The sequence below is a fragment of the Paraglaciecola sp. MB-3u-78 genome, assembly GCF_002835935.1.
In the GTDB taxonomy this organism is placed as follows: domain Bacteria; phylum Pseudomonadota; class Gammaproteobacteria; order Enterobacterales; family Alteromonadaceae; genus Paraglaciecola.
This window is the reverse complement of sequence record NZ_PJCF01000003.1, coordinates 24,150-36,565: the sequence shown is the minus strand read 5'-3', so window position 1 is coordinate 36,565 and position 12,416 is coordinate 24,150. Positions and strand designations below refer to the sequence as shown.

Annotated in this window: 16 protein-coding genes; 5 read left to right on the top strand and 11 right to left on the bottom strand. The window is 42.3% G+C overall.

The annotated features are described in order from the left end of the window. Window positions 1-59 precede the first annotated feature (59 nt). The 4 genes from argR (at window position 60) to CXF95_RS03955 (ending at window position 3,225) form a co-directional block, all read left to right on the top strand. Window positions 60-524 (top strand): transcriptional regulator ArgR, encoded by a 465-nt coding sequence (gene argR / locus CXF95_RS03970; RefSeq protein WP_101197498.1) that lies wholly within the window; start codon window positions 60-62, stop codon window positions 522-524. Window positions 525-526: 2 nt separating this feature from the next. Beyond that, window positions 527-1,099 (top strand): paraquat-inducible protein A, encoded by a 573-nt coding sequence (locus CXF95_RS03965; RefSeq protein ID WP_101197497.1) that lies wholly within the window; start codon window positions 527-529, stop codon window positions 1,097-1,099. Between the two features lie 150 nt (window positions 1,100-1,249). Beyond that, window positions 1,250-2,848, top strand: coding sequence for a S41 family peptidase (locus CXF95_RS03960; protein ID WP_101197496.1), 1,599 nt, complete (start codon window positions 1,250-1,252; stop codon window positions 2,846-2,848). Then, window positions 2,845-3,225 carry a hypothetical protein gene (locus CXF95_RS03955; protein WP_101197495.1) on the top strand — a complete coding sequence of 127 codons (381 nt, stop codon included), beginning with the start codon at window positions 2,845-2,847 and terminating at the stop codon, window positions 3,223-3,225. The genes CXF95_RS03960 and CXF95_RS03955 overlap by 4 nt, the downstream gene beginning before the upstream one ends. A 954-nt stretch (window positions 3,226-4,179) precedes the next feature. Here CXF95_RS03955 and rpsQ read toward each other — a convergent pair. From rpsQ to rpsJ, 11 genes are read right to left on the bottom strand one after another with little or no spacing between them, the layout of a single operon-like run. Then, window positions 4,180-4,431, bottom strand: coding sequence for a 30S ribosomal protein S17 (rpsQ, locus tag CXF95_RS03950; protein ID WP_101197494.1), 252 nt, complete (start codon window positions 4,429-4,431; stop codon window positions 4,180-4,182). A gap of 1 nt (window position 4,432) precedes the next feature. After that, on the bottom strand, window positions 4,433-4,636 hold the full coding sequence (gene rpmC / locus CXF95_RS03945) for a 50S ribosomal protein L29 (protein WP_101197493.1): 204 nt from the start codon (window positions 4,634-4,636) through the stop codon (window positions 4,433-4,435). Beyond that, on the bottom strand, window positions 4,636-5,046 hold the full coding sequence (gene rplP, locus CXF95_RS03940; RefSeq protein ID WP_101197492.1) for a 50S ribosomal protein L16: 411 nt from the start codon (window positions 5,044-5,046) through the stop codon (window positions 4,636-4,638). Before rplP ends, rpmC begins: the two co-directional genes overlap by 1 nt. 2 nt (window positions 5,047-5,048) lie before the next feature. Then, on the bottom strand, window positions 5,049-5,750 hold the full coding sequence (rpsC, locus tag CXF95_RS03935; RefSeq protein WP_101197491.1) for a 30S ribosomal protein S3: 702 nt from the start codon (window positions 5,748-5,750) through the stop codon (window positions 5,049-5,051). A gap of 9 nt (window positions 5,751-5,759) precedes the next feature. Next, entirely contained in the window at window positions 5,760-6,092 is a 333-nt protein-coding gene (gene rplV, locus CXF95_RS03930) for a 50S ribosomal protein L22 (RefSeq protein ID WP_007638048.1), read from the bottom strand. A gap of 10 nt (window positions 6,093-6,102) precedes the next feature. Then, a complete protein-coding gene (gene rpsS, locus CXF95_RS03925; protein WP_014107406.1) occupies window positions 6,103-6,378 on the bottom strand; it encodes a 30S ribosomal protein S19 in 276 nt (91 codons plus the stop codon). 15 nt (window positions 6,379-6,393) lie between these two features. After that, a complete protein-coding gene (gene rplB, locus CXF95_RS03920) occupies window positions 6,394-7,218 on the bottom strand; it encodes a 50S ribosomal protein L2 (protein ID WP_101197490.1) in 825 nt (274 codons plus the stop codon). 14 nt (window positions 7,219-7,232) lie between these two features. After that, on the bottom strand, window positions 7,233-7,535 hold the full coding sequence (rplW, locus tag CXF95_RS03915; RefSeq protein ID WP_101197489.1) for a 50S ribosomal protein L23: 303 nt from the start codon (window positions 7,533-7,535) through the stop codon (window positions 7,233-7,235). Beyond that, on the bottom strand, window positions 7,532-8,137 hold the full coding sequence (gene rplD, locus CXF95_RS03910; protein ID WP_101197488.1) for a 50S ribosomal protein L4: 606 nt from the start codon (window positions 8,135-8,137) through the stop codon (window positions 7,532-7,534). Before rplD ends, rplW begins: the two co-directional genes overlap by 4 nt. Before the next feature lie 18 nt (window positions 8,138-8,155). After that, on the bottom strand, window positions 8,156-8,794 hold the full coding sequence (rplC, locus tag CXF95_RS03905; protein ID WP_101197487.1) for a 50S ribosomal protein L3: 639 nt from the start codon (window positions 8,792-8,794) through the stop codon (window positions 8,156-8,158). A gap of 17 nt (window positions 8,795-8,811) precedes the next feature. After that, window positions 8,812-9,123, bottom strand: coding sequence for a 30S ribosomal protein S10 (rpsJ, locus tag CXF95_RS03900; protein WP_006012796.1), 312 nt, complete (start codon window positions 9,121-9,123; stop codon window positions 8,812-8,814). 827 nt (window positions 9,124-9,950) lie between these two features. Between rpsJ and CXF95_RS03895 the strand changes: the two genes are divergently transcribed. Further along, a complete protein-coding gene (locus CXF95_RS03895; protein ID WP_101197945.1) occupies window positions 9,951-12,104 on the top strand; it encodes an ATPase, T2SS/T4P/T4SS family in 2,154 nt (717 codons plus the stop codon). The last annotated feature ends 312 nt before the right edge of the window (window positions 12,105-12,416 follow it).

Here is a 12,416-nt window from a genome sequence, read left to right as displayed (position 1 = left end):
TTGCTTAAACCTATGCAATACGGCAAAATACAACTATCAACTCCATTAACGAGTTTCTTATGGCCACCACTAAACAAGACGCACTGATTAAAGCATTTAAAGACATCCTTAAAACGGAAAGTTTTGGATCCCAAGGCGACATAGTCGAAGCGCTAAAAATGCAGCAATTAGATAATATCAGTCAATCCAAAGTTTCCCGAATGTTAAGTAAATTTGGCGCAGTCCGCACTCGTAACGCCCGGGGGGATATGGTTTATTGTTTGCCTCCTGAATTAGGTATGCCCACAGCAAAGAGCCCCCTTAAACAACTGGTGCTAGATATTGTGCACAACAATGTGATGGTGATTATTCGTACCAGCCCTGGAGCAGCCCAGTTAATTGCGCGTTTATTAGACTCTTTAGGCAAAAAAGACGGCGTGTTGGGCACCATTGCCGGCGATGACACAATATTTATTGCCCCTGCCGATGTCAGTACTATCGAAGATACTCGTAAGCGAGTCGAAGCCTTATTTGAAAACGTTTGAAAATGTATAAAAAACATCTTGGCTTTGCCTTTAATATTATCGCATTGGGGCTATTTTTCCCCGGCATATTGCTGACTATGTTTTCCTTTAATATGGAAATGGCCGCCAACCTCAGCGGTTCAGCCCTGACTTCGTCGCTAATAGATAAAGAATTATCTATTATGGCCACCATTAGCGAACTATGGGAAGACCAAAGATTGCTAGTCGCTGCACTGATATTTGCATTTTCGGTGTGTATTCCACTATTAAAAACAATACTGGTTTGTTTTGCCTACTTTACTCAATCACTGCAAATTGAAAAGCGACTCATCAACTTTGTGGGCGCCATAGGCAAATGGTCAATGGCTGACGTGTTTGTGATCGCTATCTTCCTAGCAATTATGTCTACTAACCATGCCGAAACTAATACCTCAGAACAATTCAGTGTATTTGGTTTTAAGATTGCATTGGATATTAGTACTCAAACTTTATCTGCTGCTGGGGAAGGTTTTTATTACTTTACTGCATACTGTGTGCTGTCTTTAATCGGTACTCAGTTTGCAAGTTCTGCGATTAAACATAAGCTTGCCACTTAAACTAAGACATTGGCGTAAATAGTTAAATATGAAACTAATCATGACGTTAACCTGTCTTGATGAGTACTAGTGAGCATTGAGTGTCGTCTTAAATGATCCTAAATAAAATTAAACTGGTAAAAAATCATGTTGATAAAAAGGAACATCATTATGAATCAACATATATCATTTGCCCTGATTACTATTATTAGCCTTATTTTTTATGCTTGCGGAGGGAGTAGTTCCCAGCCAACAAGTGTGCCTCCCATCCCCAGTAGTTTCGAACCCACTTGGATAGCAGGGCAATTTCTTGATGATTCAACCTACAAAAATCTTTGTGCCGTCCCTAGAACAGGTCCGGATAGCAATGGCGATACCTTTTTGGACTCTCAAGGTACTAGCATGCATGAAAAGATGTGGCTCCGCTCTTGGACTAACGATACTTACCTTTGGTACAGCGAGGTAGATGACAACAACCCTGCATCATTTTTTGTTTCAAATTATTTTAGCCAGCTACAAACCAATGAGCGCACCCCATCAGGATCGTTTAAAGATAACTTCCATTTTTCCGAATCGACCGAAGACTACAATCAACGAACACAAAGCGGTGTCACCTCTGGGTATGGCATCAACTGGGAATTTGTTAGTGCCAGTTCACCTCGACGTTTAATTGTGCGCTTTACGGAGCCTAATTCCCCAGCTGCTATTGCCAGTGTTCGCAGAGGTTACGAATTGAAAACCATTGATGGTATTGATTTTGTGAACGCAACTGATCAGGCTGACGTTGACCAAATTAATGCTGCGTTGTTCCCATCTGATGCAGGGCAGACCTTTAACTTTGTGTTTACCAATCAAGCTAAAAACGAGCTATTAGATATCAACTTAACCTCACAAAATATTGAATTGCAACCCGTTCGAAACGTAAAAGTCATAGACACAGATGCAGGTCGGATGGGCTATATGCAGTTCAATTCATTTATCCGCACAGGGCAACAGGACCTGATTGACGGGTTTCAGCAATTTGTTGCTCAAGGTGTCACTGAACTGGTTATTGATCTGCGTTATAACGGCGGGGGGTTGCTTGCGATGGCTTCGCAAGTCGCTTACATGGTGGCGGGCAGTGCCCAAACTAATAATCAAACCTTTGAAACGTTACAATTCAATGATAAATATCCTAACGAAGATCCAGTCACAGGCAACACCTTACAGCCCACACCTTTTTACAGCAGAGAAATTGATTGGACTAGTAATCAGTTTACTAATAATACCTTACCATCTGTTGATTTGACCCGAGTATTTATTCTGGCAACAGACAATACCTGTTCAGCTAGCGAGGCAGTGATAAATGGCCTGCGAGGTATTGATGTTGAAGTCGTATTAATTGGCGATACCACATGTGGTAAACCCTTTGGCTTTTACCCAACAGATAATTGTAGCACGACCTACTTCACCATTCAGTTTCAAGGCGTCAATGCAAAAGGGTTTGGGGAATATTCAGAAGGTTTTATACCCACAACTAGTCCAATATTTGATGACCAATTACCGGGTTGTAAAGTAGCTGATGATTTCACTCAAGTCCTCGGCAACGAAGCTGAGTCCCTACTAGCATCAGCTATCGGTTATGCAGAAACCAGCTTATGCCCAATCCAAAATAAACCTGCGAGTAAAGCCGCAAAAATTCAAGGCACAGGTATTGCCATCAAATCACCCAATACCTTTTTAGAATCGTTAAAGATTTTAACGCCTATTAGTGAGCCACCCCCATTGTGAAAAAACACCAAGTTAAGTGTGTATTGATCATAACAATCATAGTGCTCACTAGCTGCAAAACATTTCAGGCAGAGCAGGCGCTCCCGGCATTGCTTGAACACTCATCACCTGAGATCCGTATTCTATTAGAACAAGCCATAGGCAGCTTGATGAATAGCCAACCGATAAAACTCGCAGACAATGTATTCACTCAAAAGAGTACTGTCATTGTTGAACGTAGTCAGCCTAACAACAACCAGAGAAATTTATTACATGGCAGGGATATAATGCCGGCTGATACATTTTCCTTACTTATTAAAAACAGCCAATGTTATTTGCAACATAACCAAAGCGGTCATATTAAAGTAATGAGTCTTCTGAGCTGCAAACCACAATGACTCTAGACAGCACGTCAACCAAAAGAATATAGCTGACAAGCCCCTGAATTTAAAAACGTTTACTGCTATAAAAAAAATATAGGTATCACCTTCTTCGGTATACCCACTGTCTTGATATTTTATTCACTCTATCGAGGCACCGAGTCCATGCTTATTTAAGCCAGTTTTTAAGACTTTTCACCCATTCTTACATTTCATCTGCATAGGCAATCGCTTGTGGCGTAATACCAATTGCATTAAAGATGTAGCCACTTTAGCCCATTATCTACTGCATAGATTTATCAACCGTTCTCTATCCTCAATAAAATCTTTCTAAACAAGGGTACATGACTCAACCATATCTTCGTATCCCTTAAAACAGCGGCTCGTCAAATTATGTTTCCGAAGCCATTACTGCACTTGTTCAAACGGGTTAAGCTTAGGTGAATAGGGTGTGAGTTTAATGATAGTGAGATTGTTTATTCCTTAGGCAGTATCATCTGTGTGCCAACCGGCTCCGTCCATTATCACCACCGCATGACGACCCAGATGTGTGCGTGCCGTTATTTGCTCAAGATAATGTTTCATTATTTTTTTGTTAACCTAGGGCGTGATTCACTCTTCTGTTTCTCCCGTTGCCGAGCAAACTGCCCAAACAAATAAGCGCAACTCAAATTGTAGCTGCTTTACCACTCTTCCTACATTCACGTACCTTGATTAAGCTTCTTAAAATCTCGCTGAGTGGTTAATTATCTATGCGGATTGGTATAACTCCTATGGCTACCTTCAGACCCCACAGTTAGCTTGGTGAATTACGACCGATATACTGCATCGCAGCGTTATGAACCCCTTGCCATTCGGATTATCTTTCCCTTAGCTATCTTTCAACCAGACGGGTTTGCCAGCTTCGCTGGGCAAACAAAAAAGGCGCTAACCTTGCGGATAGCGCCTTTTCAATTTTGTTTACTAAAACAATTACGCTTTAGTAATAACGTCTACTAACATCCAATTTTTGGACTTAGACAAAGGACGACATTCACGTATTACTACGTAGTCACCTTCGTTACATTGGTTAGTTTCGTCATGTGCGTGTAGCTTAGTAGTACGTTTGATGAATTTCCCATAAATTGGGTGCTTCACTTTGCGTTCTACTACAACAGTGATGGATTTCTCCATTTTGTTGCTGACCACACGACCTTGTACTGTACGACTAGTTTGTTCAGTCATCTTACGCTCCTACTGGGGCAGCAGACTTTTCAGTCAGAATGGTTTTAACACGCGCGATACTGCGACGCACTTTACGAAGACCGTCAGTTTTTTCAAGCTGACCTGTGCTCGCTTGCATACGCAAGTTAAATTGTTCACGAAGCAAACTAAGTAGCTCTGCGTTCAATTCTTCTACGCTTTTTTCTTTCAGTTCTGTGGCATTCATTACATCACCGTCCGAGTTACGAAAGTTGTTTTAAAGGGCAACTTAGAAGCAGCCAATGCAAACGCTTCACGTGCTACTTCTTCTGGAACACCTTCCATTTCGTATAACACACGACCCGGTTGAATTTGGCATACCCAGTATTCAACGTTACCTTTACCTTTACCTTGACGCACTTCTAGAGGCTTCTCAGTAATTGGCTTGTCAGGGAAAACTCGAATCCAAATTTTACCTTGACGTTTAACGGCACGTGTCATAGCACGACGAGCTGCTTCGATTTGGCGCGCAGTCATTCGACCACGTCCTACGGATTTAAGTCCGTAAGTTCCGAAACTTACACTGTCACCCGTAGCATAACCACGGTTGCGACCTTTATGCATTTTACGAAACTTCATACGTTTAGGTTGTAACATAATTAGCCCTCACGCTTAGGAGCACGGCCTTTCTTCTTAGGTGCGGCAGCGGGCTGCTCGTGAGTAAGTGGCATGCCACCTAATACTTCACCTTTGAAGATCCATACTTTAACGCCAATGATACCATATTGAGTAGCTGCTTCTGACGTTGCATAGTCGATGTCAGCACGGAAAGTGTGTAATGGAACACGACCTTCACGATACCATTCGGCACGCGCAATTTCAGCACCGCCTAAACGGCCGCTTACTTGAACTTTGATACCTTTAGCACCAATTCGCATTGCATTTTGCACTGCACGCTTCATAGCACGACGAAACATAACCCGACGTTCTAATTGGCTTGCAATACTGTCTGCAACAAGTTGTCCGTCTAATTCTGGCTTGCGTACTTCAGCAATGTTGATCTGAGCTGGCACACCGGCTAGCTTAGATACATGCTTACGTAGCTTCTCAACGTCTTCACCTTTTTTACCGATAACAACACCAGGGCGAGCAGTGTGAATAGTCACACGAATGCTTTTCGCTGGACGTTCGATAACGATTTTCGAAAGTGAAGCACTTTTAAGTGCCTTAGTCAGATACTGACGTACCTGATGATCATTAAACAGGTTATCTGCATAATCTGCAGTATTAGCGTACCAGGTAGATGTCCATGGTTTGCTGATACCCAGGCGTATACCTGTAGGATGTACCTTCTGTCCCATTACTTTCTCCTAGTTATCAGACACAACAACAGTGATGTGACTGCTACGCTTCAATATACGATCAGCACGGCCTTTGGCTCTAGGCTTAATACGCTTCATAGTTGGACCTTCGTCAACAAAGATTTTAGATACTGACAATTCGTCGATATCTGCACCTTCGTTATGTTCGGCGTTCGCAATCGCTGACTCTAATACTTTCTTGACTAGATCGGCACCTTTTTTAGGGCTGTAAGACAGCACCTCAAGGGCCTTTTCAACGTGTAAACCACGAATTTGATCTGCTACCAAGCGAGCCTTTTGAGCAGAGGTACGAGCATGACGATGTTTAGCAAAAGCTTCCATAATCTAATTCCTATCTCTTGGCTTTCTTATCCGCGACATGGCCACGGTAAGTACGCGTTGGAGCAAATTCGCCCAATTTATGGCCAACCATTTCGTCACTGACAAATACAGGGACGTGTTGACGACCGTTATGGACCGCAATGGTCAACCCAATCATATCTGGGATGATCATAGAGCGGCGAGACCAAGTCTTAATTGGTTTTTTCTCGCCCTTCTCCACTGCAGCCTCGACCTTCTTCAGCAAGTGTAGGTCAATGAATGGACCCTTCTTGAGAGAACGTGGCATGGTGAATCCTCGCTATTACTTATTACGACGACGTACGATTAATTTATCAGTACGCTTGTTACTACGTGTTTTCTTGCCCTTAGTTGGAACGCCCCAAGGTGAAACAGGATGACGGCCACCAGAGGTACGACCTTCACCACCACCATGTGGGTGATCAACAGGGTTCATGGCAACACCACGGACAGTTGGACGGATACCGCGCCATCTGTTCGCACCGGCTTTACCAAGTGAACGTAGCATGTGTTCTGCATTGCCGATTTCGCCAACAGTGGCACGACAATCTGCTAATACTCGGCGAACTTCACCAGAACGTAGACGAAGAGTTACATAACCCTCGGCACGCGCTAAGATCTGTGCGTAAGTACCTGCAGAACGAGCAATTTGGGCTCCTTTGCCAGGCTTCATTTCAATAGCGTGTACCGTAGTACCTACTGGAATGTTACGCATTGGCAAAGTATTACCTGCTTTAATTGACACATCAGAACCTGACTGGATTGCATCGCCTGCTTTAGCACCTTTAGGAGCTAAAATATAACGACGCTCACCATCTGCATATAACACCAAACAGATGTTTGCAGAACGGTTTGGATCATATTCCAAACGTTCAATTTTGGCTGGAATGCCATCTTTATTACGTTTAAAATCGATTACACGATAATGATGCTTATGGCCACCACCAATATGACGCACGGTAATGCGACCATTGTTGTTACGACCACCAGATTTGCTGTTCTTTTCAAGTAAAGGTGCATAAGGTGCGCCTTTGTGTAGATCATGGTTAATAACCTGAACTACGTGACGACGACCAGGAGAAGTCGGCTTAGCTTTTAATAATGGCATATCTAATCCTCTTCTTAGCCTTCGCTGCCAGCAAAGTCAATTTCTTGACCTTCTTTAAGCACAACGTAGGCTTTTTTCCAGTCTTTACGCTTACCAAAAGATGAACCGTGACGCTTAGTTTTACCCTTGACGTTTAAGGTACGAACAGAATCGACTTCAACTTCAAACAATTTTTCAACTGCTGCTTTGATTTCTTCTTTGTTCGCATCTTTGACTACTTTCAAAACAACAGTGTTGTTTGTCTCAGCAGCTAGCGTTGCTTTTTCAGAAACATGTGGTGCTAAAAGCACCTTAAGTAGACGCTCTTCATTTATCATGCTAGCGACTCCTCTAATTGTTTAACTGCATCAGCAGTCATCAATACTTTTTCGAATGCAATAAGACTTACTGGGTCAATACCCTGAACATCACGAACGTCAACTTTGTACAAGTTACGTGCTGATAAGAACAAGTTCTCATCAACTTCTGATGTCACAATAAGTACATCTTTAAGTTCAAGCTCTTTCAACTTAGAAATTAATTCTTTCGTTTTTGGAGTTTCAACTGCAAATTTTTCAACCACGATTAGACGGTCTTGACGTACCAACTCAGAAAGGATGCTTTGAATAGCACCGCGGTACATCTTCTTGTTAACCTTTTGGCTGTGATCCTGTGGCTTAGCTGCAAAAGTTACACCACCAGAACGCCAGATAGGACTGCGGATTGTACCGGCACGGGCACGACCTGTTCCTTTTTGACGCCAAGGCTTGGCACCACCACCGCGAACTTCAGAGCGTGTTTTTTGTGCCTTGGAACCCTGACGAGCTCCTGCACCGAATGCAACTACTACTTGATGTACTAGTGCTTCGTTAAAATCACGTCCAAAGGTTGCTTCGGATACTTCAAGAGCGCTATTTGCGTCTTTCAATACTAATTCCATCACTTAACTCCCCAGACGTTACGCTTTGATAGCAACTTTGATAATAACATCGCCACCAGGTGCACCAGGAACAGTACCTTTAACTAATAAAAGGTTGTTCTCAGTATCAACTCGGACCACATCCAAAGACTGCATAGTTACACGCTTGTTACCCATCTGACCGGCCATTTTCTTACCTTTGAAAACTTTACCAGGTGATTGGTTTTGACCAATCGAACCAGGTGCACGATGCGACAATGAGTTACCATGTGTGTTACGTTGGTGGCTAAAGTTCCAGCGCTTGATAGCACCTTGGAAACCTTTACCTTTAGAAGTACCGACAACATCAACCATTTTAGTATCAGCAAAAATCTCAACAGTAATTTCACTGCCAACTTCTATGCCTTCACCTTCATTGTTGTCTAAACGGAACTCCCATAAACCGCGGCCTGCTTCCACGCCAGCTTTAGCAAAATGTCCTGCTGCAGCTTTATTAACGCGGCTAGCTTTTTTTTCGCCAGCGGTGACTTGAAGCGCTTTATACCCGTCCGTTTCATCAGTACGTAACTGAGTCACACGATTCGGGGTGGCTTCTATAACAGTCACAGGTATTGAAACACCATCTTCAGTGAAGATGCGAGTCATACCTACTTTACGACCGATAAGACCAATCGCCATGTTAAAACCCTCTCTTGTTAGCCCAGGCTGATTTGAACATCAACACCGGCAGCCAAGTCCAATCTCATCAACGCATCTACTGTTTTATCAGTAGGTTCAATGATATCCACTAAACGTTTATGTGTACGAATTTCATACTGATCACGCGCATCTTTATTTACGTGAGGTGAAGTAAGCACTGTGTAACGCTCTTTGCGAGTAGGTAGAGGAATAGGACCGCTAACCTGTGCGCCTGTGCGCTTCGCTGTTTCAACGATTTCAGCCGTAGACTGATCGATCAACTTGTGATCAAACGCTTTCAAACGAATACGAATTCTTTGATTTGGCATCGATTAAGCTCCAACCGAAAGAACAAAAAAAATCATCCACACCATCAATAACATTGATAGGAGGATGCATGTAAACTGCTGACCCACAATTGGGGTCCTGTATTATTTTGGTTGTATATTGGACATCAGTAAAAACACCTTAATCCTAACCAAAAACACTTGCCCCGAAGAACTAGTGGCCGCGAATTATACACAAGGATAATGATATTGCAAGCCTATCTCAGGACAAAACAATAATTGTTGCCTATTTATTCTCCTCATTGACTTCGCTCTGACTGCTAACTGATACATAGCAATATTAAGTAATTGTCATTGAATAAGATAAAGATGCAACTGAAGTAATTAAATCATGACAGATGACAAAATAGTGACTCTATTAATGATAGTCATGGTCTTTGGCATATTGTTAATACTCACTGATAGTTATTTACATATATATGAACCAGGTATCTAGGCATGGGAAACAGCCATTCTTATTAGTGCAGGCTGTGTTTCATTTGGCATGATACTTTCTTCAGCCACTAAGATTTTTATTACCTTTTTACTAGTAAAACGAGAAGCTGACATCGCCAATCCAAAAACCAATCCACCTAAATAAATAGGATGTTTTATTCTCTCTTGGCTACCCATTTTTTAGAAAATTATACTATTAACCAAATTTACTCTATTAAAAGCTATTTGCTGTCTGTAGCGTGTCAGTTATAGTAGGGCCTCAATTTCAGAAAAAACAATAGCCTAGAAGTACATTAAGCAACTATATGAATTCCGAACTTAATCAAAACCACCTCGACCGCATTAACCAGTTGCTTAAAACGTATCCATCCCTTATGGATGCGTATCACAAGTTAGAACCGTTCGTCTTGGGCTTATTTGATGCAGAGCGCATGAGTATTTTTCAGCGCCGCAGACAGCACCAGGATTTGGTTGCTCGTTTTAAAACCGGTATAGAAACTCGCGAAATAAAAGTACCTATTAGCCCTATGTCTATAGCGGGATACGTTGCACTCAGTCAATTGCCCCTCATTATTGATGACCCTTACAACAAAGAAGAATTAGCCAGTATTCATAAACGCTTAAACTTTGCTGATAAATTCGACAAAGGCTCAACGTTTAAGACACGCAATATTATTTGTATTCCGATCCTCGATTCTGGCGTATTGATGGGCGTCATGCAGATCATTAATAAGAAAGATGTGTCTTTCACTGAAGACGACCTGACCCTTGCCAATGCCATCGCAGAAATAATGGGTAAGAAGTTTCGTTATGAATTAGGCGGCACCAGTCAACCTTTTGATTATTTAGTACATCGCAATCTTATTCCTGAAAAAGAACTGAAAAAACTGCAAGAAACAAGTCATGATAATAGGCAGTTAATACAACGACTAACATCTGAACACAGAGTGCCTGAAAATGACTTGGGCAATGCATTATCAGTGCATTATCAAGTACCTTACATAGCCTATTTACCTGATAAATATCATCTATTTCAAAGCGACAGTAAGCTCAATCTGTCTTACCTAAAGCGCAACTTCGTAGCCGTGTTAGCAGATGTAAAAGATAGTCCTATTGTGTTGATGGCAGAACCAAATAACGCCACTTTATTAATGGAAATTGAAAGTGCTTTAGGCATAGATAGTTATGAGATTTCTGTTAGCTTACCTAATATCATTCTACAATATTTAGGTGAAGCAGCAGGCGGCGGGTCTGGCCCCGGAGCCATGGATGAAATCCTTGACGAGATAGGCTCCAGCGCAGATGAAATTGACGATCAATCTGATGAGATGTCTGACGATGCGCCAGCGGTTGTTAGATTAGTGAGTCGTGTGTTGCATGATGCAAAACGTTTAAATGCGTCAGATATCCATGTCGATCCTGAAAAAAACGCACCCACTCGGGTGCGGATGCGAATAGATGGAGTCTGTCGGGACGTCACTCAAGTACCGGCCTCCCACCATAGTGCTGTGATTGCCCGTATCAAAATTATGTCAAATTTGAACATTGCCGAAAAGCGTGTGCCTCAAGATGGAAAATTGTCTTTTAGAATGTCGGGGCAACTCATTGAAGTACGGGTAGCCACTATTCCCACTATTGCTGGCGAAGGCGTGGTCATGCGGATATTAGCTGCAGGTGGTGCAATGCCCATGAGCAAGCTGAATTTATCACCACGAAATCACAAGAAAATCCTCGAACTGGTTCAAAAACCCCACGGTATCATATTGGTAGTAGGGCCCACTGGTTCTGGTAAAACCACAACACTGCATGCTGTATTAGGACATATCAACACCCCAGAAAAGAAAATTTGGACTGCAGAAGATCCCGTAGAGATAACCCAACCAGGCCTACAACAAGTGCAAGTCAGCGCCAAGATAGGTTTTACATTTGCCAATGCCTTGAGGGCGTTTCTACGTGCTGACCCTGACATAATACTCATTGGTGAGATGCGTGATAAAGAAACCGCTCATGCCGGCATAGAGGCATCACTTACAGGGCATCTAGTGTTTTCTACACTGCATACCAACTCAGCTCCAGAAACGATTACTCGTTTGTTAGACTTAGGACTGGATCCTGTCAATTTTTCAGACGCTTGTGTTGGAATTTTAGCACAACGTTTAATCAGAACCATCTGCCCAAATTGCAAGGAGAAGTACCCTGCCAGCGAATCCGATATCGCATTTATTAAACGTCAATATGGTCAAGAATATATCGAAGAGCTTAGTTTACCTGAACCGCTCATGTTATATAAAGGCAAAGGCTGTGATGAGTGCGGTGATACGGGTTATAGGGGAAGAACCGGTGTACATGAATTATTATCCATGACCGGGGAGTTACGCTCATTGGTATATAAAGAAGCGTCTGTACACGAAATGAAAGCCCAAGCTATGCTTGATGGAATGCGAACACTCACCCAAGATGGGATCCTAAAAGTGTTAAAAGGTGATACTGATATCCCACAAGTACAAATTATTAGCGGGACGGGTTAAGCATTTTAACCTTTACTAGCTAATCAGGTTAATAGCTCCAAGCTTAACATTTTATTTAAGATTTCCTCGCAGTGCTAAGACCTAGCCATATCAATTGTTACCTATTATGGAATGCCACGAATTGTTTATTTAAAGTTGTGGTTTGAGCAAACTCTTTCTTTGGCATGAGAATGAGTGTGGCTTATATAACTCGCAACGAACGGATAAGGAACCAGCCCATGTATAGAGCTTTAAGTTATCACTGTGTCGTCTGGTATACACAGTACTTCTATTTAGTTAAAGCATTATTCGAATGCCGATCTTGCAGATATT

Bases quoted from the DNA above. Each gene is read 5' to 3' on its own strand.
- argR (WP_101197498.1), top strand. From the start codon at position 60: ATGGCCACCACTAAACAAGACGCACTGATTAAAGCATTTAAAGACATC.
- CXF95_RS03965 (WP_101197497.1), top strand. From the start codon at position 527: ATGTATAAAAAACATCTTGGCTTTGCCTTTAATATTATCGCATTGGGG.
- CXF95_RS03960 (WP_101197496.1), top strand. From the start codon at position 1,250: ATGAATCAACATATATCATTTGCCCTGATTACTATTATTAGCCTTATT.
- rpsQ (WP_101197494.1), bottom strand. From the start codon at position 4,431: ATGACTGAACAAACTAGTCGTACAGTACAAGGTCGTGTGGTCAGCAAC.
- rpmC (WP_101197493.1), bottom strand. From the start codon at position 4,636: ATGAATGCCACAGAACTGAAAGAAAAAAGCGTAGAAGAATTGAACGCA.
- rplP (WP_101197492.1), bottom strand. From the start codon at position 5,046: ATGTTACAACCTAAACGTATGAAGTTTCGTAAAATGCATAAAGGTCGC.
- rpsC (WP_101197491.1), bottom strand. From the start codon at position 5,750: ATGGGACAGAAGGTACATCCTACAGGTATACGCCTGGGTATCAGCAAA.
- rplV (WP_007638048.1), bottom strand. From the start codon at position 6,092: ATGGAAGCTTTTGCTAAACATCGTCATGCTCGTACCTCTGCTCAAAAG.
- rpsS (WP_014107406.1), bottom strand. From the start codon at position 6,378: ATGCCACGTTCTCTCAAGAAGGGTCCATTCATTGACCTACACTTGCTG.
- rplB (WP_101197490.1), bottom strand. From the start codon at position 7,218: ATGCCATTATTAAAAGCTAAGCCGACTTCTCCTGGTCGTCGTCACGTA.
- rplW (WP_101197489.1), bottom strand. From the start codon at position 7,535: ATGATAAATGAAGAGCGTCTACTTAAGGTGCTTTTAGCACCACATGTT.
- rplD (WP_101197488.1), bottom strand. From the start codon at position 8,137: ATGGAATTAGTATTGAAAGACGCAAATAGCGCTCTTGAAGTATCCGAA.
- rplC (WP_101197487.1), bottom strand. From the start codon at position 8,794: ATGGCGATTGGTCTTATCGGTCGTAAAGTAGGTATGACTCGCATCTTC.
- rpsJ (WP_006012796.1), bottom strand. From the start codon at position 9,123: ATGCCAAATCAAAGAATTCGTATTCGTTTGAAAGCGTTTGATCACAAG.
- CXF95_RS03895 (WP_101197945.1), top strand. From the start codon at position 9,951: ATGGATGCGTATCACAAGTTAGAACCGTTCGTCTTGGGCTTATTTGAT.